Here is a 22,316-nt window from a genome sequence, read left to right as displayed (position 1 = left end):
AACCTAAGTAGCAACTATGAAAAAAATCATTTTATTAAATAATATTGCACATTCAGTTTTAGGCTTCCGCCGGCACTTAATCAAATTTCTGGTAAAACATGGTTATCAAGTCTATGCGATGGCAACAGACTTTACGAAAGAAACAAAAAAAGAAGTCGAAAAGCTAGGAGCGATTCCCCTTGATTATGCCTTAAGCCGTGGAGGGATGAACCCCTTTGCTGATTTTAAGAGCATAAAAGCCTTAAGTGCCATATTTAAGGAAATCTCTCCTGATGTCGTCATTTCTAGCTTTACTAAGCCTGCTATTTATGGCACCTTAGCTGCTAGTCAAGCCAAAGTACCCAAAATTATCGCAATGATTGAAGGGTTAGGCTTTTTCTTTACTGAACAGCCAGGAAAAGAGCCTCTCAAAACCAAAATTATCCGAAATGTTCAAGTTTTTTTATATAAATTAGCACTGCCTAAGGCAGATTTGGTCTTATTCCTAAATAAGGATGACCCTAAAGATTTGCTTGAGCGATACCAAATCAAAACCCAGAAATATGATGTTCTTGGAGGAATAGGGGTCGATTTAACGCATTTCCCAGCAACCCCTGTTCCAATTCAGCCAATTTCTTTTATATTTGTAGGACGCTTACTAAAAGAAAAAGGCATCCACGAATATTTAAATGCAGCAAAAATTGTTAAAGAAAAATACCCTGAGGTACAATTTAAGGTTCTAGGTGGCCTTGACAAGGAAAATCCAGGATCGTTATCAGAACAAGAGTTAAATTTTTATATTGAAAACGAGTATATTATTTATCCTGGCTTTGTTGATAATGTAATGGAGTGGGTTTCAGGAAGCTCTGCATTTGTATTGCCTTCTTATAGAGAAGGAATGCCATTTAGCACTCAAGAGGCGATGGCAGCAGGCCGTGCCATCATTACCACAGATGTTCCAGGATGTCGAGAAACGGTGATTCAGGGAAAAAATGGTTTTCTGATTCCGAAATGGAAGCCAGATCTATTAGCTGAAAAAATGCTTTATTTAATTGAAAACCCTGATTCGTTGATTTCAATGGGGAAACATTCTCGAGAGATGGCTGAAAAATATTTTGATGCAAATAAAATCAATCAGAAAATTTTATCTATTATTTCGCATACTAATGAAGCACTATAGTGATATTGGAGCATTTATTTATGTTTAGAAAACAACCTAAACGCCATTCTCTTTGGTATGAGAGATTGCTATTCAGCACAACAGTGCTTTCTATTTTAGGCATTTGTTTTACAGTTTTTATGCCTGCTTTTTTCTTATGGGAAAATAAACCTTGGATATTGGATACTCGCTCAAATTCGATTGTTGCAACCAGCATATCTTTTGTTGGTATAGCAATAACACTCAGAGCATTGATGAAATATCCAGGAAACAAATCAAGTAGCTTTATTTTATCTACTGTGTTTTCTTGGTACTTCATAGTTTTAGGTGTATTAACCTTATTTCGTTTAGAATATTCAGTCCAATTTTTATTAGTTAATTTCTTTTCAACATTAACATTCTGTTTTATTGGCTATTTCTTAGCAAGAAGATGGATTATTCCTAAAATTGCTTTTGTTGCTTTAGGAAAAGCTATAAATATTGATAGAATTTCTAATGTTGAGTGGATTGAGCTAATTAAGCCGGAGCTTCCTCAAAGAAGAATTAATGCGATTGTTGCAGACCTTCACTCTAAAGAACTATCCAATGAATGGCAAACATTTTTGGCCTCTTGTGTATTAAACAGTATTCCCGTTTATAATGTAAGGCAATTAGAAGAATCTTTGACAGGTAGAGTAAAAATTCAACATATGTACGAAAACGATTTAGGGTCATTATTACCCTCACCTGTTTATTCGCTTGTTAAGAGAATAATTGATATTATACTTATATTAGCCACACTCCCAATTACACTTCCTATTATGTTGATTACGGCACTTGCTATTCGATTAGAGAGTGAAGGAGGAGCTATGTTTATTCAAAAGCGTGTAGGGCAAGGCGGTAAAGAGTTTAATATCTACAAGTTTAGAAGTATGTGTAAAGATTCTGAAAAAGATGGTGCAAAATTTGCATCTACCGAAGATATGCGTGTTACACGCATTGGGAGATTTATCCGTACAACTCGAATTGATGAGTTACCCCAATTTTTTAATGTATTAAAAGGAGATATGAGTCTTATTGGCCCTCGTCCTGAACAAAAAGCATTTGTTGATGAATTTGAAAAACAAATTCCTTTTTATAATTATCGACACATTGTTAAACCTGGTATTTCTGGCTGGGCTCAGGTTGTTCATGGGTATGCCGCTGATGTGGATGATACAAAAATTAAAATTGAACACGATTTTTATTATATTAAGCATTTTTCCTTATGGCTAGATATTCTTATTATTTTTAAGACTCTGAAAACAATGCTAACTGGGTTTGGAGCAAGATAGTCCCATGAAAACCATCCTAATCACAGGCGGCGCCGGCTTTATCGGCTCCGCAGTCGTTCGTCATATCATTCATAAGACCCAAGATAAGGTCATCAATGTTGATAAACTTACCTATGCAGGTAATCTTGAATCCCTTGAATCCATAGTAAATAACCCACGTTATATCTTTGAGCAGGTGGATATTTGTGATGCGCAAAATCTTGATAGGGTTTTTAAGCAATACCAACCCGACTGCGTCATGCACTTGGCCGCCGAAAGCCATGTGGATCGCTCAATCAATGGCCCATCCGCCTTTATCCAAACCAATATTGTTGGAACCTACGTTTTACTGGAAGCAGCGAGAACTTATTGGGATGGCTTGAGCCAAGAAAGGAAATCAACCTTCCGCTTCCACCATATTTCTACCGATGAAGTCTATGGAGATTTAGGTATTGAAGGCCTTCCTGCCTTAGAAACCACGCCTTATGCCCCAAGTAGTCCTTATTCCGCCTCAAAGGCTTCTAGTGATCACTTGGTTAGAGCTTGGCAACGCACTTATGGTTTACCGACCATAATTACTAACTGCTCTAATAACTACGGTCCATATCAATTCCCTGAAAAGCTCATTCCACTTATGATTACCCATGCTTTGGCGGGAAAACCCTTACCTGTTTATGGGAATGGCCAACAGATTCGGGATTGGTTATTTGTAGAAGATCATGCTGCTGCCTTGTATAAGGTACTTATCCAAGGAAAAGCTGGCCAAACCTATAATATTGGTGGCAATAATCAAACAACCAACCTGGAAGTCATACTCCTTATTTGTGATTTATTAGAAGAACGGGTGCTTAATAAACCTTATGGCGTAAAAAAATATTCAGATTTAATCCAACACGTTCAGGACAGGCCAGGACACGATGTTCGTTATGCTATTGATAGCACTAAAATTGAGCAAGAATTAGGTTGGAAACCCCAAGAGAGTTTTGAGTCGGGTATGCGTAAAACAGTATTGTGGTACTTGGAGAATCAAACCTGGTGGAAAAGGCTCTTAAACAAAAAATCCACCCATTAAGGTGGATTTGAATCTTATAAATCTGTCGGGAAATCCCACCAGATGTCGAACAATTCGCTGACTTCAATTTGGGTTAGGCCATTGTTTTCTAACCAAGTTTTGACCAGTTGGCGGTGGGATTCGTCACATTTGCCAAGTTGTTCTAGGCAGACCAAGCCTTCCCAATGCAAATAGCCATTGCCTTCATAGGCTAAACCGTTGGCTTTGATGACTTCATCAATAAAGCGATCTACTGTACTGTCGATTTGGTCAATGCCTGTGCCTTCAGCAAATTGGAATTTGACTAAAAAGCCCAATTCTTGGAATTCAGCCAAGTGCATTTTTTTGCGTTGTCTGCGGTTACGTTGAATCATAAGTTACTCCTTTGAGTGTTATTTAAAAGTGATGGGAACGACAGTAATGGCATTTTTAGGGCTGCCGTCCACTAATTTGTCGCTGTAGGTTAAATAGACAAGGGCCTTGTTTTGGGCATCTTTAAAACGAACCACTTGCATGGTTTTGAAAAATAGGTCTGAACGTTTTCTCCATACCCGCTCTTTTTGGGGCAATTTATCAAATAGGGCCTGATCCACTGGGCTATTGGAAATGCAGTGAATAGAGGCGTCTGAGCTGTCGGTTGCAATCCCGATTGCCCCTTTCAACCCACCTTTCTTGGCATAAGAAATATAGCAAGAAACATTGGGGATCTTTTCATCATTAAAGGTAGCAATTTCGATATGATCATCTCGGCCCAGGAGCTTGAAATTGGTATCAACTGAACCAATTACTCGGGTTTCTGCGGCACCTGCTAGGCTACTGGCCAATAGGGCAAGCATACCAGCTGTAATTAAAGGTTTCATTTTTTCTCCCATGAGGTGTGAATACTTGCCTTGATTTTTAAGCGAAAAAGGCATATATTTAAAAGGGTCGAGCGACAACTCGACCCTTTAAGGTTAATCTGCTAAATTCCAATAGACGCTGTACTACCTTTTAGTAGTAGGCATAGCAGAAAGACGATGAGAAACATGATAAAACGTTTCATTTCTCGCTCCTTGTGAAAGTTAATCACAAGATCTGCAAAACAGCCCCACTAGCGGCTACTGGTGGGACTGTTAGCAGACCCACCTAGACGAAATGTCCGTTGATTATTTTATCATAAGAAACCGCCTCAACAGGCGGTTTTTTTATGCCTTTTTCACAAAGTAAAGATCCCACACGCCGTGCCCCAGCTTCTGCCCACGTTCTTCAAACTTGGTCAGGGGGCGGAAATCCGGGCGGGGGATAAAATCATTAGTGGCTGAGGTATTTTCCAATTCCGCCCCAAAACCTTGCAGGGTTTCTAGCATCCATTCGGCATAGTTTTCCCAGTCTGTGGCAAAGTGGATAAAGCCACCTGTAGTCAGCTTAGCCAAGACCTTTTCCACAAACACAGGCTGAACAATCCGGCGTTTGTGGTGCTTGGCCTTCTGCCAAGGATCGGGGAAGTAGAGCTGGAGGCCACCTAGCGAGCTATCTGCAATGGCATCCCGCAGGATTTCAGTGGCATCGTGGCAGATAACCCTCAGGTTGGTGACATTCTTTTCCTTGGCATAGGCAATACAGGCACCCACACCCGGGGTGTGGACTTCAATGCCGATATAGTTGCGATCAGGATTGGTTGCAGCCATTTCAACCAAAGACTTGCCCATACCAAAGCCAATTTCCAAAATAACCGGGTTGGAGTTCCCAAAAATCTGGGCAAAATCAAAGGGTTGGGCCTGATAGTCTAGGCCTAGTGTCGCCCAGTTATTATTCATCATATCACGCTGATAGTCGCTCAACCGGCCTGTTCTCAGCACGAAGCTCCGTACCTTGCGGAGGTAGCGGCCATCTTGGGTAAATTCAGCCCGTTCTACAGTTTTGCGTTTTTTATCTGCGAAAGTTATTTGTTCCATGTTTTTATTGTTTTTATATCAGTTGCAAGCGGCTCAAATTTGCACATTTTTTGCAAATCGCCACCGCTTGTAGAGTTAGAATCGAACCAGGGCCGATCCCCAGGTCCAGCCGCCGCCGAAGGCTTCGAGCAGGAGGAGCTGACCTCGTTGGATGCGGCCATCACGCACGGCTTCATCTAGGGCAACAGGCACGGTGGCTGCACTGTTATTGCCGTATTTTTCAACCGTCAGTACGACTTGCGACATATCCATTTCCAGTTTTTTGGCGGTTGCAGCAATAATGCGGATATTGGCCTGATGGGGTACCAGCCAGTCAATGTCTGATTTTTGTAGGTTGTTGGCTTCCAGGGTTTCTTCCACCACGCTGGAAAGCTGGCCTACTGCAAGTTTGAAGGTAGCATTGCCCTGCATTTGGATAAAACCCGATTTTTCATCGCCTCTCTGTTGAGCCGGCAGGGCCAACATATAGTCGGTATCAGAGGATGAATGTAAATGCGTTGAAAGAATACCAGCTTCTTCACTAGCCTCAAGAATAACAGCGCCTGCCCCGTCACCGAAAAGCACCACGGTGCTACGGTCAGTTTCATCTAAAACACGGGAATTCAGATCTGCCCCAATCACCAGGGCCTTTTTGACCGATCCCGCCCGAATAAACTTATCTGCCACGCCCAGCGCATAAACAAAGCCAGTACAGGCTGCGGCCACATCAAAGGAAATGGCATCTTGAATACCTAATAAACCCTGAATTTGGCAGGCGGCACTAGGGTAGGCGTGGGAGTTGGTAGTCGTGCCCACGACAATCAGATCAATTTCGTTCGGGTCAATCCCCGCCTGTTCTAGGCTGCGTTTGGCAGCTTCTGCCCCCATACTGGCCACGGTTTCGTCAGCCCCGGCAATGCGGCGTTCCTTCATGCCAGAACGGGTGAAAATCCATTCATCAGAGGTATCCACCATTTTTTCTAAATCGGCATTGGTGCGGATTTGAGCAGGTAAGTAGCTGCCTGTGGCTAAAATTTTACTGTACATAATCTTTCTCAATATTTACGATATGGCGGTAATTTTACACGCTTATGGCCTAAAAAAGAAGAAAAGCCGGAAAACAAAATGGGAGCCTGAAAGCTCCCATTTTCCATTCTACTTCAAGTGCGTAACTTACTTGATTTTACGACCCTTGTAGAAACCGTCAGCACTTACATGGTGGCGTAAGTGAGTTTCACCACGTGCATCTACTGATACTGCGGCAGTTGTTAAGGCATCGTGTGAACGACGCATACCACGTTTAGAACGAGTTTTACGGTTCTGTTGAACAGCCATTGGCTATACTCCTAAATTACTTTTGCTTTAAATTAGCTAATACAGCGAACGGGTTTGGCTTTTCTGCTTCTTGGGGAAGCTCACCGAAAACCTGTTCTGCCACGGACACTTCACAGTGTTCAGCATTATGCATCGGGATCAGCGGTAAATTGAGGATAAATTCATCTTCAATCAAGGCTAATAAATCTACTTCACCAAATTCGTTGAGTTCAACGGGTTCATAGATTTCGGGCAAATCGTCCACCTGATTCATATTTGACACTGGACTGAAACAAAATGTGCAGTCGAGCGTTTGCGTAAATGGGTTACTACAACGTTGACATTCTAGCTCCACCTCAATCCTGGCTGTGCCCTTGAGCACGGTCAGTTTCTGTGGATCGACATATAACGAGAGTGTAACTTGTGCATCGCTTTGCACCTGTCCTACAAATTCTCCCAAACGGCTAAAAAGGCTTTGAGAAAGATAGCCATCATAGTCCATTCGACGCTGGGCGTCTTTATGGGGTTGAATTGTAAGGGGTAGTTTTACCTTTTGCATAGGGTGCGTATATTACAGACTGTGGGCAAGTTAGTCAAAGAGAAAATAACCTTTTTATCAAATTCTGCCTTTTGCAAATTTTGTGCAAATTCAAACCCCTTGTATGTTTACTAATAGTAAAGAATAAATTAATAATATTCATCTTTATCTATTTTAAGAAAAGGGTAAACTAGAGCCATCAAAAATACAGAATAAGGAACACTTATGTTACAAGTTAGAAAATCCAATGAACGTGGCCTCGGCCAAACCTCTTGGCTGGAAAGCCGCCACAGCTTCTCTTTTGCTGATTATTACGACCCCGCCCATATCCATTTTTCCGATCTGCGGGTTATCAATGAAGACTGGATCGCCCAAGGCTACGGCTTTGGCATGCACCCCCACCACGATATGGAAATCCTGACCTACGTCCTAAAAGGCCGTGTGGCCCACAAGGACAGCATGGGCAACCAAACGGAGGTCAAGGCCGGCGAGTTTCAAATTATGTCGGCCGGCACGGGCATTATGCACTCGGAGGTTAATCCTAGCCCTGATGAGGTCTTGCACCTGCTCCAGATTTGGATTATCCCAAGCCAAAAGGGCATTACTCCACGCTATGCCCAGGGGGCCTTTGCCGACCAAGAGGGCGGTACCCTCATTCTCTCCCCAAATGAAGAGGCTGGGTCTTTCAAGGTCTATCAAGATATGAAGCTCTGGCGTTATCAGTTCAGCACAGCCCAAAACCAGACGCTGGCACTTGCCCCCAACCGCCGCTATTGGCTGCAAATGGTTAAGGGAGAATTGACGGTGAATGGCCAACCACTTGAGGCAGGCGATGCCCTGGGCATTCGTCAAGAAAGCCTGCTGGAGTTGGCCACACAAGGTAGTGTGGAGTTCTTGCTCTTTGATTTGAGATAGGCTTAAAAGCAAGGGGTGGAGATTTGCAGAAAACTTGCAAATTTCCACCCCTTGTTCATTTGAGTGAGTTAGATTATTTGGTCAAATCCACCCGATAAACCGCAAAGCCTACTTCATCATTGTTGAGATATTCCATCGGATACTGGGCCTTGTCCTTGATAAAGGCCTTGGCCTTGTCGCTTGGGGAGGTTTCCACCCGAACATCTAACTTGGCCTTGGCTGCAATCGGGGCGATCCGCCAGTTATTGTCGGCTGCTGGATTGACACTGCTCTTGGCCTGGCTTTCGCTGCTGATGTAGTTGGCCAGCACTTGACGGTTTTCATCAGGGGCAGCAAAGACCACCTGCTCCCCACCTGTGCCAGGGAACTTGCCGCCGTAGGCCCGGTAGTTGTTGGTGGCAATCAAGAATTCCGCTTTTGGATCGACTGGCTTGCCTTCAAAGGTTAGATTAACCACTCGGTGAGAATTCGGGTTAATCAGCTTGCAATCCCCATCATAGCGGGCTGGCTGGGTGATGTCGTATTGGTAATTAACCCCATCGATCACGTCAAAGTTATAGGTGCGGAATCCTGTCCAGTCTAAGAGGGCTTGTGGCTCTGAGCTTGCTGGATCAATTTGCTTGAACATCCCCGCACTGCACTCCAACCATTCCTTGAGCTGCTCGCCAGTTACCTTGACCACAACCAGGGTATTTGGATAGAGGTAGAGATCGGCCGCATTGCGGAAGGTCAGCTGGCCCTTGTCCACTTCGGTAAAGCCGTTCGGATCGTTCTTACGGCCACCCGCCTTAAATGGGGCGCCGGCACTCAAAATCGGAATACCGGCCAATTCTGGCAGGCCCTTGACCACATTTTCCACATAGGCCTTTTGGGCCTGATTGACGATTTGAATAGTCGGGTCGTCTTGAATCAGGGCCAGGTAGCTGTACATATTGTCGGTCGCTGTGCCAATCGGTTGGGAAACAAACTCACGGGTAGCGGTGTGGATTGGGGCTAAGAGTTCGACAATTTGAGCATGTGGCTCAACGGCAGCGGCCTTTTTCTCGTTATCATAAATTGGGCGTAATGCGGCCTTTCCGTCCACCACAGCCCACTTATCGCCCTCTTTGGCCAGGCTCAGATCCACCACGCTGATGTGGTTGCCCCAGTAGCCAGCCATGGATTCTGGCACGCCCTTATAAGTGCCTTTTTCAATATCAGCATTTGGCGATTGGGCAAATTCCTTATTCGGGAAAAGACGGTGGGAGTGGCCGAAAATCACCGCATCAATGCCCTTGACATCGGCCAAGTAGAAGGCCGAGTTTTCCGCTCCTTCCTTGTAAGGTTCATCAGACGGGCCAGTATGGGCTAAGGCCACGATAATATCGGCTCCAGCAGCCTTGACGATTGGCACATATTTTTCAGCGGTTTTCACAATATCATGAGCCTGAACCTTGCCTTCTAGGTTGGCCTTGTCCCAAACCATGACCTGCGGCGGCACAAAACCGATATAGCCGATTTTGACCGTCTCTTTCTTGCCGCTGCTGTCCACCACCTCTTTTTCTTGGATCAAGTAAGGCTGGTACATTGGCTCGCCATTATCGGCCCGCACAATATTGGCATTGATAATCGGGAACTTGGCCTGTTTGAGGGCAGTATCTAAATAGTCCAAACCATAGTTAAATTCATGGTTACCGAGTGTACCCACATCATAATTCATGGCATTAAGGGCTAGAATTGACGGCTCAGGCTTGCCCTCTTTGGAGCCTTTGGCTGCCTGGTAGTCAGAAATCGGGTTGCCCTGAATCAGGTCGCCGTTATCCACCAAGACACTGTTTTTGACCTCTTCCCGGGCCTGCTTAATGAGAGAAGCCGTGCGGGTAAAGCCGAATTTTTCGGTTGGAGCGTCCTTGTAGTAGTCAAAATCGGTTAAGAAACCGTGTAGGTCGGTGGTGGCAATCACACGCAAATCCACCTTTTGAGCACCGTTAGCCCAGGCAAATTTAGGGGCAGACAAGACCAGCATGGCACTGGCGCCCAGTTGAATAAAACGTCTTCTGTTCATAGGAAATCCTTGATGACTTGTAAAAAATAAGGTTTTTTTATCCGCTTGTTAATCAGCAAATACGGATGGCGCCAGCCTCTAGGCTGGTGCCGATAAGAAAAAAGGGCAAGAATTATAGCAACCAATCCCCCAATAATCCTGCTCTCATCATAAAAATGTGATTTAGCTCACATTTGTTTGGGTTATTTGCTCAAGTTCCCTCCAAAAGACCTTGCAAGCGGTTGAAAACGATAAAAAATTTGCAAAAACCCTGCATTTGCTGTATTCTTCGCCATCACAATTCTGACAACACTTGTCTTAGAACACTTTTCTCATTTTTACAACAAAGAAATACCCTTCCTATGCATCTTACAGAACTGAAAAATACGCCAGTTTCGACCTTGGTTGAAATCGGTGAAGGCCAAATGGGCTTGGAAAATTTAGCCCGCCAACGTAAACAAGACATTATTTTTGCCATCCTTAAACATCACGCCAAGAGCGGCGAAGACATCTTCGGCGGTGGCGTATTAGAAATTTTGCCAGACGGTTTCGGCTTCCTGCGTTCAGCAGACAGCTCTTATTTAGCTGGCCCAGATGACATCTATGTTTCGCCTAGCCAAATTCGCCGTTTCAACCTGCAAACAGGCGACAAGATCGAGGGCAAGATTCGCCCACCTAAAGAAGGAGAACGCTATTTTGCCCTCCTCAAGGTTGATGAAGTCAATGACGACCGTCCTGAAGTCTCTCGCAGTAAAATCCTTTTTGAAAACCTAACCCCCCTACATGCCAACTCCCGCCTGCGTATGGAACGTGGCAATGGCTCAACTGAAGACTTAACCGCCCGTATCTTAGACCTTGCCTCCCCAATCGGTAAGGGCCAGCGTGGCTTGATTGTAGCCCCGCCAAAGGCCGGTAAAACCGTTTTACTGCAAAATATCGCCCAAAGCATTACCCACAACTACCCTGAGTGTGAGTTGATTGTTCTCTTGATTGATGAACGGCCTGAAGAGGTAACCGAAATGCAGCGTTCAGTCAAGGGCGAAGTGATTGCTTCCACCTTTGATGAGCCAGCCACCCGCCACGTTCAAGTGGCTGAAATGGTGATTGAAAAGGCCAAGCGTTCGGTTGAACACAAAAAAGATGTGGTGATTCTCTTAGACTCCATCACTCGTTTAGCTCGTGCCTACAACACCGTGACCCCGGCCTCGGGTAAGATCCTCTCGGGTGGTGTGGATGCCAATGCCCTGCACCGTCCAAAACGCTTCTTTGGTGCAGCCCGTAATGTGGAAGAAGGTGGCAGCTTAACCATTATTGCGACGGCTCTAGTCGATACTGGCTCCAAAATGGATGAGGTGATTTTTGAAGAGTTTAAGGGAACCGGTAATATGGAACTCCACCTTTCTCGCAAAATTGCCGAACGCCGTGTCTTCCCAGCCATCGACTTTAACCGTTCAGGTACTCGTAAGGAAGATCTGCTTACCACACCTGAAGAGCTGCAAAAAATGTGGATTTTGCGCAAAATCCTCAACCCAATGGGCGAGGTCGAGGCCATGGAATTCCTTATTGATAAATTGATGGTGGCCAAAACCAACGATGAATTTTTCGAGATTATGAAACGCTCGTAAGGCAAAAAACAAAGCAGCCCTAGGCTGCTTTATTTTTTATCAGGTTCAAGGTTAATATTTCACAACGTGGCCATAACCTTCCAAAATCCCCTTGATATGCTCCAGGGATTCCTTAGTTGGAGGGGCGACATCTTCCAGCTCGTATTCCACCCCCAAGGTCTTCCACTTATGAGCGCCTAGGCGATGATAAGGCAGGAGTTCCACCTTCTCAATATTGGTCATGCCCTCAATAAACTGGCCCAGCTTATGCACCGAATCATCATCGTCAGTATAGCCCGGCACGACTACATAACGGATCCAGGTTTTTTGGTTGCGTTTATGCAGGTAGCGGGCAAAGTCTAGGGTGCGTTTGTTGGGCACGCCAATCAGGTTTTGGTGGATTTCATCGTTGAGTTGTTTGAGATCCAGCATAACCAGGTCGGTGACATCCAACATTTCATCCACCACCGCACTGTAGTTACGCACAAAGCCGTTGGTGTCCAAGCAGGTGTTAATGCCCTCTTCCTTGCAGGCCCGGAACCAATCCCGCACAAATTCCATTTGCAGCACGGCTTCCCCGCCTGAAGCGGTTACACCGCCACCCGTGGCCTTCATAAAGTGCTTGTAGGTCACCACTTCCTTCATCAGGTCTTCAACGGAAATTTCCTTGCCCCCATCCAAGTCCCAGGTATCCCGGTTATGGCAATATTTGCAACGCATCAGGCAGCCCTGCAAGAATAAGATAAAACGAATGCCTGGGCCGTCCACCGTGCCACAGGATTCATAAGAATGATAACGAGCGATTGTCATTTTTTGCCCTCAATTTGCTATAATCTTTTGCGGCTATTCTAACAAAGAAAGCCTGCAAGCGGTCAGATTTTCAAAAAATCCTGCAAATTTTCTCACTTTATTTGATGTAACCACTATGTATTACTTTATCGCCGATCTCCATCTCAGCGAAAATGAGCCTGAAATCACGGCCCATTTTTTGCAATTTTTAGCCCAAGATGCCCCGCTTGCCAAGGCGGTTTATATTCTAGGCGATCTCTTTGACTTTTGGATCGGCGATGATGAGCAGTCCGACCTGATAGCCAGTGTGAAACAAGCCCTTAAAAACCTGACCGCAGGCGGAACCCCCTGCTATTTTATCTGTGGCAATCGGGATTTTCTGATTGGCAAACGCTTTGCCCGAGAAACAGGCATGATGCTCTTGCCTGATTATCATCTGCTGGATTTATATGGCAAAAAGATCCTCATCTGCCATGGCGATACCCTCTGCATTGATGATGTCAAATACCAGGCCTTTCGCAAAAAAGTTCACCAAAAATGGCGGCAGAAGCTTTTTCTCTGCCTGCCCCTTTGGTGGCGGCTCTTTATTGCCCAGAAAATTCGGGCCAAGAGCAAGCAGGACAAGCAGCATAAATCGGCTCAGATTATGGATGTCAATCCTGAGTTTACCGCTCAAATTATGGAGAAGTTTGGGGCGGACTGGCTTATTCATGGCCATACCCATCGGCAGGATGTGCATCTTATTTCCCTCCACCCGCTTGCGGGGGGAGGTGCCGAAGGCGGAGGGGGGAGTGCCTGCGTATCGTCCTAGGCGACTGGCACAAGGACAAAACCTCCATTCTCACCCTCGACCATACAGGATACCGCTTTAATTGCGAGTGCAAATAGCCTTAAACTGTCGCCTTAAGGGTTAAGTTCTCCGCACCATTTGCCCGCATAACGATATTATCCTCGGTGCGGATGCCGCCATAAGGCCGCAAGGCCTCGATTTTGCTCCAGTTAAAGTGGTGGTTGTGGCGGTGAGGTTCGAGGAGCATATCAATAAAGTAGAAGCCTGGCTCGATGGTCAGCACCATATTTTCAGCTAGATCACGGGTGCAACGCAGGCTTGGATAAACCTCTGGCGGAGCCTTGCGGGTGCCACGAGGGTTTTGTTGGAAGCCTGCCACATCGTGAACCTGCAAGCCTAGTGAATGGCCCAGGCCGTGTGGGAAGAAGAGGCGGCTGTAGCCCTCTTCAAAAATATCGGCCGCTGATAGATTGATGATCTTGTGCTCGGCCAAAAGCTCGCTGATCCACTGGTGCATTTGGGTGTGGTAGTGGAGGTAGTTGATGCCGACCTGCAAATTACTGATACAAGCGGCTTTGAAACCCTCTAATTTTGCAAGGATCTCGGCAAATTCGCTTTTTTCATCAAAGGCATAGGTGCGGGTTAGATCCGAAGCATAGCCCAAAAAAGTGGTGCCTGCATCCAGCAAGAAGCTGTGGCGCTGGGTGGGCTGGCTGTGGTCAAGGGCCGTATAGTGGAGCACGGCCGCATGTTCATTGATGGCCACAATATTGCCGTAAGGCACATTGGTGTCAGACTGCTGGGTGGCCTTGAGGTAGGCCAGGTTGATTTCAAACTCGCTCAAGCCCGCAAAAAAGGCCTCTTTGGCCGCCTCATGGCCTCGTAGGGCGGAGATCTGTGCTTGCCCAATGCAGGCAATTTCAAATTCGCTTTTGATTGAACGTTCAAAATGGAGTATATTCAGCACCTTTTGAGGGTTGATCTGGCCAAAACCCAGGCCTTGAGCCAGGGCTTCATCCTCTCCCAAGAAGGCACAATATTGCGGATTTTGGATATATTGAGCGATGTCGCCAGCCTGGCCTAAGACATGCCAATCAAATTCCCCAGCAAAAAAGGCCTCTTTGGGCAGTCTTGGGCTAACGTGCCAGTAGTCCTGCGGGGCATAAAAATAAACCTGCGGCTTATTTTTGCCATCGACAAAGATCCAGCTCTTTTCCGCTTCGGGGCAGGGCAAGACCCAGTTAAAATGCGGGTTGATTTTGAAGGGGTAGAAGGAGTCGTCCAAGAAACGGGGATGGGCCTGACCCGCATAAATCCAGATGCCATCAAGACGAGCCTGTTCCAGTGCCTGTTGAAAAACCGCTTGTAAACGTGTTATATGTTGTGTAAATAACCCTTGCATAGATTTCCTTAGATAAAATGACTGAATTAACTGTAAATAAAACCTTAGACACCCTGGGCCTGCGCTGCCCAGAACCTGTAATGCTGACCCGCAAGGCCATTCGCCATATGCAGGAAGGCGAAGTCTTGCTCATTATTGCTGACGACCCTGCCACCACTCGGGATATTCCGAGTTTCTGCCAGTTTATGGATCACACTCTCTTGGCCAGTGAATCCGCAGCCAAACCTTATCGTTATTGGGTGAAGAAGGGGCTATAGGGCAAGCAGTTGGATATTTGCAAAAATCTGCAAAAATTTGACCGCTTGTCGCCATTGGTATTTTGGGCCTTTGTAGGGGCGGGTCCTGTGCCCGCCCGAAAAACCTTTGTAAATATGGGCGGGCACAGGACCCGCCCCTACCATAATTGTGAAGAAAATGAGATCAACTTTGTAAGTTTAATTGAATGATCTACAAATCCTAACGATGCTCATCGTCCTCATCGAAATCATCTTCATCTTCGTCAAAGAATTCACCGTCTTCGCCGTATTCATCGTCCTCGGCATTAGGGTCTTCAAAATAAGTCCCCCAGCCCTCGTATTCGCCGCCGGCCTTTTCAATCAGGGGCAGCAGCTCTTTTTGCTGGGCGCTGATAAGCTCGGCATCGAGCTTGATTTCGCTGACAATATCACAGCAGAAAAAGGTCTTGCCGTTTTCGTCTTCAAATTCTTCGGCTTCAGAAATTTCATAACCTAACTTGTAGGCATCGACCACTAATTTCTCCAGCTTATCAAAATCACGGTGGGCAACGTGGTGCTCAATAATATAAAGGGCATCAGGATCGCTGCCGTCTTTGAGCAGATCGGCGATGATTTGGTCGGTTTCTTGGCGTAATTCGTTCATCTTATTCTCCTTCTTGAGTGTCAAAAACTTCGGCAAACCAGCTGTCTAGTTTGGCGGCTAACTTATCAATGCCGATCTTATTTAGGGCGGAGTAGGCCTCAACCTGAATGTCCCCTTGGAAGGGGAGAATGGCCTCACGCACCATTTTGACCTGCTTGGCACGCTCGCTTTGGCTGAGTTTATCGGCCTTGGTAAGCAGCAGCATCACAGGCAATTCAGAGGAAACTGCCCATTCGATCATCTGCTGATCTAGATCCTTCAGCGGATGGCGGATATCCATGAGGATGACCACACCTCGCAGGCATTCACGATCTTGCAGGTATTCGGCCAGGGATTTCTGCCATTGGAGCTTCATTTGCTCGGGCACGGCCGCATAGCCATAGCCAGGTAAATCCACCAGCTTGCAGTTAGGCTCAACTTCAAAAAGGTTGATAAGCTGGGTACGGCCTGGGGTTTTGGAGGTACGGGCCAGGCTTTTCTGGTTGGTCAGGGCATTAAGGGCCGTGGACTTGCCAGCATTGGAGCGGCCTGCAAAGGCTATTTCTACACCGACTGGTTCTGGCAACTGGCGGATGTTGGCCGCACTGGTCAGAAAATGGGTTTTGTGGTAGTTGAGTTTCATCATTCTTTCCTATTTAAAGCGAAGGGACTGGCCTTTTTCGCCGTATTGATTTGGCTCAGGATGGCCTGCAAAGCAGCCCCATTCGAGCAGGAGCATGGTGCCAATAAAGAGCGGCAGCGATACACCCAAGATCCAAGCCATGGTGCCCTCTGCCTTTAAGGAAGTTAAGTAGCAAATGATAGGCACCAACAAGATAGACAGGGCCTTGGCCGAACGGTTGCGATCGTGCAGGCGTTTGGCGGCCACGGCCAAAAAGCTGTAGCCCGAGACCAGCAGGGGCAGAAGCAGCCAAGCCGAAAAGGTTTGCTGATAAACAAAATTAGCCACGATAAAAAGCAGGGCAAAATGAAGGCCCAGAGCCTGCCAAAATCCCTTACGATTAAGGCGGCCTTGGAAGGAGAAGAGGGCTTGAAATAGGTTCATAATACAGTTGTTCTTGTAACCTGATGGCGCCAGCCCCTAGGCTGGTGCCTTATTATTTATAGGCACAAGCGAGGAAGCTTGCGCCATCGGTTGAGCGGGCGATTATTTCAATAAAGACTTATCCCGCACCGCACCCTTGTCAGCCGATGTGGCAAAATGCCCGAAGACTTTGAGGGCAAAGGACACTTCCCGCTGGCGGTTGGCAGGCTGCCAGCCTTTGACATCTTGCTCGGCACGGCGTTGGCTCAACTCCTCATCAGACACTCGCAGGTTAATGGCACGGTTTGGAATGTCAATGTCGATAATATCGCCATCACGCACCAGACCAATAGCTCCGCCTGAAGCCGCTTCTGGAGAAGCGTGGCCGATGGACAGCCCCGATGTCCCGCCTGAGAAACGGCCGTCTGTCAAAAGGGCGCATTTCTTGCCCAAGCCCATGGACTTGAGGTAGCTGGTTGGGTAGAGCATTTCCTGCATACCTGGGCCGCCCTTCGGGCCTTCGTAGCGGATAATCACGATATGGCCTTCTTTGACCTTGCCACCCAAAATGCCGGCTACCGCATCTTCCTGGCTTTCAAACACGATAGCCGTGCCGGTAAATTTCCAGATAGACTCATCTACACCAGCGGTTTTAACGATACAACCATCTAAAGCAATGTTACCGAAGAGCACGGCCAAACCGCCCTCTTGGCTGATGGCGAATTCCTTGGAGCGGATACAGCCGTTTTCACGGTCGTTGTCCACCGTATCCCAGCGGCAGTCTTGTGAGAAGGCTTGGGTGGTACGGATGCCGGCCGGGCCGGCACGGAAGAACTTGTGAAGGTTCTCGTCCTGGTTGCGGATAATGTCGTATTGGTTGAGCTGTTCTTCTAAACTCATGCCCAATACAGTGCGGGTGTGGCGGTGAATGAGGCCGGCTCGGTCTAATTCGCCCACCAGGCCCATAATTCCGCCCGCACGGTGGACGTCTTCCATATGGTACTTGTTGGTGTTTGGTGCGATCTTGCTCAAGCAAGGCACAACACGGGAAAGGCGGTCGATATCGGCCATTTGGAAATCCACGCCGGCTTCTTGGGCAGCGGCTAGGAGGTGGAGAACCGTGTTACTAGAACCGCCCATGGCAATGTCCAGGCTCATGGCATTTTCAAAGGCATCAAAGTTGGCAATGGAGCGTGGCAGCACGCTTTCATCATCTTCTTGGTAGTATTTTTTGCAAAGTTCCACAATTTGGCGACCCGCTTGTAAGAAGAGTTCCTTGCGGTCGGCGTGGGTGGCCAGCATAGAACCGTTGCCTGGCAGGCTGAGGCCTAGGGCTTCGGTCAAACAGTTCATGGAGTTGGCGGTAAACATACCCGAACAAGAGCCACAGGTTGGGCAGGCAGAACGTTCAATGGCTTCTACTCGCTCATCCGAGACATTCGGGTCGGCACTTTCAATCATGGCATCGACCAAGTCCAAGCGAATAAGCTGGTCGGATAGTTTGGTCTTACCCGCTTCCATCGGGCCGCCTGAAACAAAGATGGTTGGAATGTTAAGGCGCAGGGCGGCCATCAGCATGCCAGGGGTGATCTTGTCGCAGTTGGAAATACAGACCATGGCATCGGCACAGTGGGCATTGACCATATATTCCACGCTGTCGGCAATCAGATCACGGCTAGGCAGGGAGTAGAGCATACCCCCGTGGCCCATGGCGATCCCATCGTCCACCGCAATGGTGTTAAATTCCTTGGCAACCGCACCGGCTTTTTCAATTTCGGCCGCAACCAGCTGGCCCATATCCTTAAGGTGGACGTGGCCAGGTACAAATTGGGTGAAGGAATTGACCACCGCAATAATAGGCTTGCCAAAGTCGTTTTCCTTCATCCCTGTCGCCCGCCATAAGGCCCGGGCACCGGCCATATTGCGACCTTGAGTGCTGGTCGCTGAACGTAAAATAGGCATAAATTCTCCAAATCTTTAATTTTAAATCTGTGTCAAAGAGCCACAGCGTGGCTCAGTTAAGAAACCTAGCACGGCTCGTGCTAGGTGAAAAAGGCTGACAAGCGGTTCAATCTTTGCAAATTCTTGCAAAAATCCTCCCGCTTGTGGGCTACATCAACTGCCTAAGTGATTTCACATCAGGCAGTTTTTCCAACTGATTGATTAATAAACTAATTTCTCGAATACTTTGGACGGTCACGTTAAAGGTAATTTCGCCGTCCTTGTTTTCGGTGTTGAGGGATAAGACCTCAAAGCCACGGTGGCGGATGACCCGAAGCAGGCGTTCTAGGGTTTCAGGGCGTTTGGTGGCCTTGATGACCAGAGTATTATTTTGCATTAGATGTCCTCCTCTAACATATCGGCATTACAGGCGCCAGGTGGCACCAGCGGCCAGACGCTTTCGCTGGACGGAATGCAGATATGCAGTAAATAAGCGCCCTTGGCATTGAGCAAACGGTCGAGTGCCGCAGAGACTTGGTCTGCACGTTCAATTTTTTCGCCCTCAATATCAAAGGCCTTGGCTAGCATCACGAAATCTGGGTTGTCGTCTAAGATGGTTTCGCTGCGGCGTTTGTTCCAGAAGAGATCCTGCCACTGGCGCACCATGCCCAGGCGTTGGTTGTCTAGCAGGACGATTTTGACCGGCAGGTTGCCGCCCCGTTTAATGGTGCCGAATTCTTGAATGTTCATCATCAAAGAACCATCGCCCGTAATTAAAATCACTGGATCATGAGGCCGAGCCTTGACCGCACCAACTGCCGCCGGCAGGCCAAAGCCCATAGTGCCCAGGCCGGCTGAGGTGATGTAGTTTTCTGGGGCGAAATGCTGTAAATGTTGGGCAGACCACATCTGGTGCTGGCCAACATCGGTCGTGATAATGGCATTGTGGGGCTTACGCTGGGAAAGAGTGTTGAGCAAGGCCCAGGCATCAATCGGCCCCTGGCCGGCGTTATCTTGATAGCGGAAATCGTGTTCTGCCTTGAGTTCACGCACCCGCTCCCGCCATGGGTCGATTTCAAGCGGTTGAGCCAGGGCATTTACTGCCTCAATTAAATCGCCCTTAAGTGCCACGTTGGCACGGCGGAGCTTGTGGATTTCCGCTGCATCAATATCAATATGAATAACTTGGGCATTGGGGGCAAAGGTGTCTAACTTGCCAGTTACACGGTCGTCAAAACGGGCGCCGCAGGCAATTAAGAGATCGCATTCTTGCACAGCAAAGTTGGCCGCCTTGGTGCCGTGCATACCAATCATGCCCATGTGGAGCGGATCGGTCGGCTCAATCGTCCCCAAGCCCTTGATGGTGGAGACAGAGGGCATATTTGTGACTTTTAGGAAATCCCGCACCGCTTGCACGCCACCAGCCATGCCTACACCACCGCCCACATAGAGGACTGGCTTCTGGGCAGCCTTGACCAGCTCATAGGCCTCCGCCAGGGCTGATGGATTTTGGGCTTCAGGGGCTTCTTTGGGGTAAACCAAGGGCTGTAAATCGGTTTCGGCCACCTGTACATCCCGTGGTACATCCACCAAAACCGGGCCAGGCCGGCCACTTTGGGCAATTTGGAAGGCCAGGGCCATAATATGCGGCAGCTCGTCAATATTTTGGACAATAAAACTATGCTTGGTGCAGGCAAGTGAAAGGCCCAATACATCGGTTTCTTGGAAGGCATCGGTGCCGATTAAATGCGAAGCCACCTGGCCTGTTACCGCCACAATAGGCACAGAGTCCAAGAGGGCATCGGCTAGGCCTGTTACTAGGTTGGTCGCCCCAGGCCCTGACGTGGCCAGGCAAACGCCCACCTTGCCAGTTGAGCGGGCATAACCGATGGCAGCAATGGCCGCACCTTGTTCGTTACGGCAAAGTAAGTGATCCAAGCCCGAGTCATAGAGGGCATCGTAGGTTGGCATAATGGCCCCGCCTGGGTAGCCAAATAGTGTCGTCACTCCCTGTGCTTTGAGACTTTCAATGACTAATTTTGCACCATTCATGATATTGTGTCCTATTTTCTTGTTGTTCTCACATAAAGTTGCTATTGATAACACAGTTTTAAGGCTTTTTGAACCACTCAACGAAAAAATAAAAGAAATCTGTTATTTTATACAGCTTTTGTGTAGTATAAGAAGATGATTTTTAAGAGGAAATACAGCCATGATTGGACGACTTGAGGGAAAAATTTTAGAAAAATCGCCACCCGAAATGGTGCTGGATGTACAGGGTGTGGGCTATGAGCTTTTGCTGCCCATGACCAGCTTTTATAGCCTACCCCAGGTGGGCGAAAAAACCACGCTTTTTACCCATTTGGTGGTGCGGGAAGATGCCCATCTGCTCTTTGGCTTCGCCCAAAAACAAGACAGAACCCTGTTTCGGGAGCTGATTAAGACCAACGGCGTCGGGCCAAAACTGGCTCTGGCCATCTTATCGGCCATGTCGGTTGCCCAGTTTGCCACCGCCGTGGAGCAGGAAGAACTGGCCAAGCTAACCAAAATCCCCGGCATTGGCCGCAAAACGGCGGAACGCTTGTTGGTGGAGCTTAAGGGCAAGTTTAAGGGCATGGCCCAGAGTGATTTCTTTGTGGAACATTCAGCCGATCAGATCGTGGCTTCAAACAGCCCAGACCCAAGCGATGAAGCCCGTGATGCCTTAATTGCCTTGGGCTACAAACCAGCCGATGCCGAGAAGATGATCAAGAAACTCAACAAGCCAGAGATGACCAGCGAACAGCTTATTCGTGAGGCCTTGAGGAATGCGATTTAAGGGATAAGCAAGCGGGGCCAATTTGCAAGAAATCTGCAAATTAGCCCCGCTTGTTGGTGTTCAAGGGCTTAGAAACCAGCCTGTTTTTCTAGCTGTTCAACCAGGCTGTCATCTAGGTTTAAGGCGGTGGAAAGCTGGGCGAGGAAGACGATTTCCTTGCGTGATAAATCTGCTCCACAAACCAAACGGGCTGCCAGGTAAACTTGGGCGGCTAGGGCTGGGTTGTGGCCAACGGTTTGGGCGATTTCTGCGGTAGAAATCGGCTGCTGGATTTCTTGATGGAGCCATTGTTCCAGTTCTGGCGACTGTTGGGCCTCTTTGGCGATGGTGGCGTATTCTTGCTCGTCAATTTCGCCATCGCAGGCAGCGGCTGCAATCATGGTACGCAGAATGATCACACCAGCTTCTTGGCTGACATTGGCCTCTTCAAAATTTTCGGCAGGCAGGTTTTGGGCTTGGCCGTTATTTTGTTGGTAGTTCTGATAAGCCTTGTAAGCCAAGCTGCCTAGGGCGGCCAGTGAGCCTAATTTGGCCAGGTTTGAACCACCATTGCGACCCAAGATCATGGACAAAATCCCGGCCACAGCCGCTCCGCCACCCACTTTGGTGATGGTGTCTGCCGTGCCGCCTGTGGATTGGGTAGAGTTTTTCACCGCGCCCAAGACTTGGTTTAAGATATCACTGGCACCTGATTGGCCTGACTGGCTAGAGCCTGTTACCGCCCCAAGACTTGATTGAGAATGTTGTTGCCTGTGCCGTTGGCATTCTTATTAACAGCACCTAATACTTGGTCAAAAATTTTATTTAAGCTCATACTTGTTCCTTTTTTCAATAAATGGGGTTAATGGGAGTTTAGACTGAAAAAGAGGCGATAAATTCCCCTTT

General features: G+C 47.5%; 23 protein-coding genes and 1 pseudogene. 9 read left to right on the top strand and 15 right to left on the bottom strand.

Features of this window, described 5'->3' with window-relative positions:
- Window positions 1–16: 16 nt before the first annotated feature.
- Genes A4G20_02995 through A4G20_02985 form a run of 3 tightly spaced genes read left to right on the top strand, consistent with a single transcriptional unit; the run spans window position 17 to window position 3,502 of the window.
- Window positions 17–1,159: a glycosyl transferase family 1 gene (locus A4G20_02995; protein ID QIW15372.1), complete on the top strand. Its 1,143-nt coding sequence runs from the start codon at window positions 17–19 to the stop codon at window positions 1,157–1,159.
- A 20-nt stretch (window positions 1,160–1,179) separates the two neighbouring features.
- The gene (locus tag A4G20_02990) at window positions 1,180–2,451 is read left to right on the top strand and encodes a hypothetical protein (protein QIW15371.1); all 1,272 of its coding nucleotides are present in this window, start codon (window positions 1,180–1,182) and stop codon (window positions 2,449–2,451) included.
- Between the two features lie 4 nt (window positions 2,452–2,455).
- The gene (locus A4G20_02985; GenBank protein QIW15370.1) at window positions 2,456–3,502 is read left to right on the top strand and encodes a dTDP-glucose 4,6-dehydratase; all 1,047 of its coding nucleotides are present in this window, start codon (window positions 2,456–2,458) and stop codon (window positions 3,500–3,502) included.
- 14 nt (window positions 3,503–3,516) lie between these two features.
- Here A4G20_02985 and A4G20_02980 read toward each other — a convergent pair whose 3' ends face one another.
- The 5 genes from A4G20_02980 to A4G20_02960 all read right to left on the bottom strand — a co-directional run bounded on the left by A4G20_02980 (window position 3,517) and on the right by A4G20_02960 (window position 7,267).
- Window positions 3,517–3,855 (bottom strand): hypothetical protein, encoded by a 339-nt coding sequence (locus A4G20_02980; GenBank protein ID QIW15369.1) that lies wholly within the window; start codon window positions 3,853–3,855, stop codon window positions 3,517–3,519.
- Between the two features lie 18 nt (window positions 3,856–3,873).
- Window positions 3,874–4,353 carry a hypothetical protein gene (locus A4G20_02975; protein QIW16840.1) on the bottom strand — a complete coding sequence of 160 codons (480 nt, stop codon included), beginning with the start codon at window positions 4,351–4,353 and terminating at the stop codon, window positions 3,874–3,876.
- A gap of 312 nt (window positions 4,354–4,665) precedes the next feature.
- Entirely contained in the window at window positions 4,666–5,415 is a 750-nt protein-coding gene (locus tag A4G20_02970; GenBank protein QIW15368.1) for a tRNA (guanosine(46)-N7)-methyltransferase TrmB, read from the bottom strand.
- A 75-nt stretch (window positions 5,416–5,490) separates the two neighbouring features.
- Window positions 5,491–6,441, bottom strand: a complete 951-nt coding sequence (locus A4G20_02965) for a 3-oxoacyl-ACP synthase (GenBank protein QIW15367.1) — start codon at window positions 6,439–6,441, stop codon at window positions 5,491–5,493.
- A 304-nt stretch (window positions 6,442–6,745) separates the two neighbouring features.
- Window positions 6,746–7,267: a hypothetical protein gene (locus A4G20_02960; protein QIW15366.1), complete on the bottom strand. Its 522-nt coding sequence runs from the start codon at window positions 7,265–7,267 to the stop codon at window positions 6,746–6,748.
- 204 nt (window positions 7,268–7,471) lie between these two features.
- Between A4G20_02960 and A4G20_02955 the strand changes: the two genes are divergently transcribed.
- Window positions 7,472–8,161, top strand: coding sequence for a quercetin 2,3-dioxygenase (locus A4G20_02955; protein ID QIW15365.1), 690 nt, complete (start codon window positions 7,472–7,474; stop codon window positions 8,159–8,161).
- A gap of 73 nt (window positions 8,162–8,234) precedes the next feature.
- Here the strand turns inward: A4G20_02955 and A4G20_02950 are convergent, their stop codons facing one another.
- On the bottom strand, window positions 8,235–10,205 hold the full coding sequence (locus A4G20_02950) for a 2',3'-cyclic-nucleotide 2'-phosphodiesterase (protein ID QIW15364.1): 1,971 nt from the start codon (window positions 10,203–10,205) through the stop codon (window positions 8,235–8,237).
- Between the two features lie 341 nt (window positions 10,206–10,546).
- Between A4G20_02950 and A4G20_02945 the strand changes: the two genes are divergently transcribed.
- Window positions 10,547–11,809 carry a transcription termination factor Rho gene (locus A4G20_02945; GenBank protein ID QIW15363.1) on the top strand — a complete coding sequence of 421 codons (1,263 nt, stop codon included), beginning with the start codon at window positions 10,547–10,549 and terminating at the stop codon, window positions 11,807–11,809.
- 51 nt (window positions 11,810–11,860) lie between these two features.
- Here the strand turns inward: A4G20_02945 and A4G20_02940 are convergent, their stop codons facing one another.
- A complete protein-coding gene (locus A4G20_02940) occupies window positions 11,861–12,598 on the bottom strand; it encodes a pyruvate formate-lyase 1-activating enzyme (GenBank protein ID QIW15362.1) in 738 nt (245 codons plus the stop codon).
- 115 nt (window positions 12,599–12,713) lie between these two features.
- Here A4G20_02940 and A4G20_02935 point away from each other — a divergent pair.
- Window positions 12,714–13,465, top strand: a pseudogene (locus A4G20_02935) (UDP-2,3-diacylglucosamine diphosphatase).
- Window positions 13,466–13,467: 2 nt separating this feature from the next.
- Here A4G20_02935 and A4G20_02930 read toward each other — a convergent pair.
- A complete protein-coding gene (locus tag A4G20_02930; GenBank protein ID QIW15361.1) occupies window positions 13,468–14,769 on the bottom strand; it encodes a Xaa-Pro dipeptidase in 1,302 nt (433 codons plus the stop codon).
- A 17-nt stretch (window positions 14,770–14,786) separates the two neighbouring features.
- Between A4G20_02930 and A4G20_02925 the strand changes: the two genes are divergently transcribed.
- Both A4G20_02925 and A4G20_02920 read left to right on the top strand, forming a co-directional pair.
- Window positions 14,787–15,026 (top strand): tRNA 2-thiouridine(34) synthase TusA, encoded by a 240-nt coding sequence (locus A4G20_02925; GenBank protein ID QIW15360.1) that lies wholly within the window; start codon window positions 14,787–14,789, stop codon window positions 15,024–15,026.
- Window positions 15,027–15,035: 9 nt separating this feature from the next.
- Window positions 15,036–15,215, top strand: a complete 180-nt coding sequence (locus tag A4G20_02920) for a hypothetical protein (GenBank protein QIW15359.1) — start codon at window positions 15,036–15,038, stop codon at window positions 15,213–15,215.
- A 10-nt stretch (window positions 15,216–15,225) separates the two neighbouring features.
- On the opposite strand, the gene A4G20_02915 is transcribed toward A4G20_02920, so the two are convergent.
- From A4G20_02915 to A4G20_02890, 6 genes are all read right to left on the bottom strand, one after another.
- Entirely contained in the window at window positions 15,226–15,648 is a 423-nt protein-coding gene (locus A4G20_02915; protein ID QIW15358.1) for a ribonuclease E inhibitor B, read from the bottom strand.
- 1 nt (window position 15,649) lies between these two features.
- Window positions 15,650–16,273, bottom strand: coding sequence for a YihA family ribosome biogenesis GTP-binding protein (locus A4G20_02910; GenBank protein QIW15357.1), 624 nt, complete (start codon window positions 16,271–16,273; stop codon window positions 15,650–15,652).
- Between the two features lie 6 nt (window positions 16,274–16,279).
- The gene (locus A4G20_02905; GenBank protein QIW15356.1) at window positions 16,280–16,693 is read right to left on the bottom strand and encodes a hypothetical protein; all 414 of its coding nucleotides are present in this window, start codon (window positions 16,691–16,693) and stop codon (window positions 16,280–16,282) included.
- Between the two features lie 102 nt (window positions 16,694–16,795).
- A complete protein-coding gene (locus A4G20_02900; protein QIW15355.1) occupies window positions 16,796–18,634 on the bottom strand; it encodes a dihydroxy-acid dehydratase in 1,839 nt (612 codons plus the stop codon).
- Between the two features lie 148 nt (window positions 18,635–18,782).
- Window positions 18,783–19,010 carry an acetolactate synthase gene (locus tag A4G20_02895; GenBank protein QIW15354.1) on the bottom strand — a complete coding sequence of 76 codons (228 nt, stop codon included), beginning with the start codon at window positions 19,008–19,010 and terminating at the stop codon, window positions 18,783–18,785.
- Window positions 19,010–20,665, bottom strand: coding sequence for an acetolactate synthase 2 catalytic subunit (locus A4G20_02890; GenBank protein ID QIW15353.1), 1,656 nt, complete (start codon window positions 20,663–20,665; stop codon window positions 19,010–19,012). Before A4G20_02890 ends, A4G20_02895 begins: the two co-directional genes overlap by 1 nt.
- 160 nt (window positions 20,666–20,825) lie before the next feature.
- On the opposite strand from A4G20_02890, the gene A4G20_02885 reads away from it, so the two are divergent.
- On the top strand, window positions 20,826–21,431 hold the full coding sequence (locus A4G20_02885) for a Holliday junction DNA helicase RuvA (GenBank protein ID QIW15352.1): 606 nt from the start codon (window positions 20,826–20,828) through the stop codon (window positions 21,429–21,431).
- A gap of 68 nt (window positions 21,432–21,499) precedes the next feature.
- On the opposite strand, the gene A4G20_02880 is transcribed toward A4G20_02885, so the two are convergent.
- Complete coding sequence (locus tag A4G20_02880; protein QIW15351.1) at window positions 21,500–22,108, bottom strand: 3-hydroxyisobutyrate dehydrogenase; 609 nt, start codon at window positions 22,106–22,108, stop codon at window positions 21,500–21,502.
- Window positions 22,109–22,316: the final 208 nt, after the last annotated feature.

The sequence above is a fragment of the Pasteurellaceae bacterium RH1A genome (genome assembly GCA_012221805.1).
GTDB lineage: Bacteria > Pseudomonadota > Gammaproteobacteria > Enterobacterales > Pasteurellaceae > RH1A.
This window is presented reverse-complemented; position numbering and strand designations above follow the sequence as displayed.

Coding starts and splice junctions, on each gene's coding strand:
- A4G20_02995 (QIW15372.1), top strand. CDS start 17: ATGAAAAAAATCATTTTATTAAATAATATTGCACATTCAGTTTTAGGC.
- A4G20_02980 (QIW15369.1), bottom strand. CDS start 3,855: ATGATTCAACGTAACCGCAGACAACGCAAAAAAATGCACTTGGCTGAA.
- A4G20_02960 (QIW15366.1), bottom strand. CDS start 7,267: ATGCAAAAGGTAAAACTACCCCTTACAATTCAACCCCATAAAGACGCC.
- A4G20_02955 (QIW15365.1), top strand. CDS start 7,472: ATGTTACAAGTTAGAAAATCCAATGAACGTGGCCTCGGCCAAACCTCT.
- A4G20_02970 (QIW15368.1), bottom strand. CDS start 5,415: ATGGAACAAATAACTTTCGCAGATAAAAAACGCAAAACTGTAGAACGG.
- A4G20_02890 (QIW15353.1), bottom strand. CDS start 20,665: ATGAATGGTGCAAAATTAGTCATTGAAAGTCTCAAAGCACAGGGAGTG.
- A4G20_02925 (QIW15360.1), top strand. CDS start 14,787: ATGACTGAATTAACTGTAAATAAAACCTTAGACACCCTGGGCCTGCGC.
- A4G20_02895 (QIW15354.1), bottom strand. CDS start 19,010: ATGCAAAATAATACTCTGGTCATCAAGGCCACCAAACGCCCTGAAACC.
- A4G20_02965 (QIW15367.1), bottom strand. CDS start 6,441: ATGTACAGTAAAATTTTAGCCACAGGCAGCTACTTACCTGCTCAAATC.
- A4G20_02915 (QIW15358.1), bottom strand. CDS start 15,648: ATGAACGAATTACGCCAAGAAACCGACCAAATCATCGCCGATCTGCTC.
- A4G20_02990 (QIW15371.1), top strand. CDS start 1,180: ATGTTTAGAAAACAACCTAAACGCCATTCTCTTTGGTATGAGAGATTG.
- A4G20_02945 (QIW15363.1), top strand. CDS start 10,547: ATGCATCTTACAGAACTGAAAAATACGCCAGTTTCGACCTTGGTTGAA.
- A4G20_02900 (QIW15355.1), bottom strand. CDS start 18,634: ATGCCTATTTTACGTTCAGCGACCAGCACTCAAGGTCGCAATATGGCC.
- A4G20_02950 (QIW15364.1), bottom strand. CDS start 10,205: ATGAACAGAAGACGTTTTATTCAACTGGGCGCCAGTGCCATGCTGGTC.
- A4G20_02905 (QIW15356.1), bottom strand. CDS start 16,693: ATGAACCTATTTCAAGCCCTCTTCTCCTTCCAAGGCCGCCTTAATCGT.
- A4G20_02930 (QIW15361.1), bottom strand. CDS start 14,769: ATGCAAGGGTTATTTACACAACATATAACACGTTTACAAGCGGTTTTT.
- A4G20_02885 (QIW15352.1), top strand. CDS start 20,826: ATGATTGGACGACTTGAGGGAAAAATTTTAGAAAAATCGCCACCCGAA.
- A4G20_02975 (QIW16840.1), bottom strand. CDS start 4,353: ATGGGAGAAAAAATGAAACCTTTAATTACAGCTGGTATGCTTGCCCTA.
- A4G20_02910 (QIW15357.1), bottom strand. CDS start 16,273: ATGATGAAACTCAACTACCACAAAACCCATTTTCTGACCAGTGCGGCC.
- A4G20_02940 (QIW15362.1), bottom strand. CDS start 12,598: ATGACAATCGCTCGTTATCATTCTTATGAATCCTGTGGCACGGTGGAC.
- A4G20_02985 (QIW15370.1), top strand. CDS start 2,456: ATGAAAACCATCCTAATCACAGGCGGCGCCGGCTTTATCGGCTCCGCA.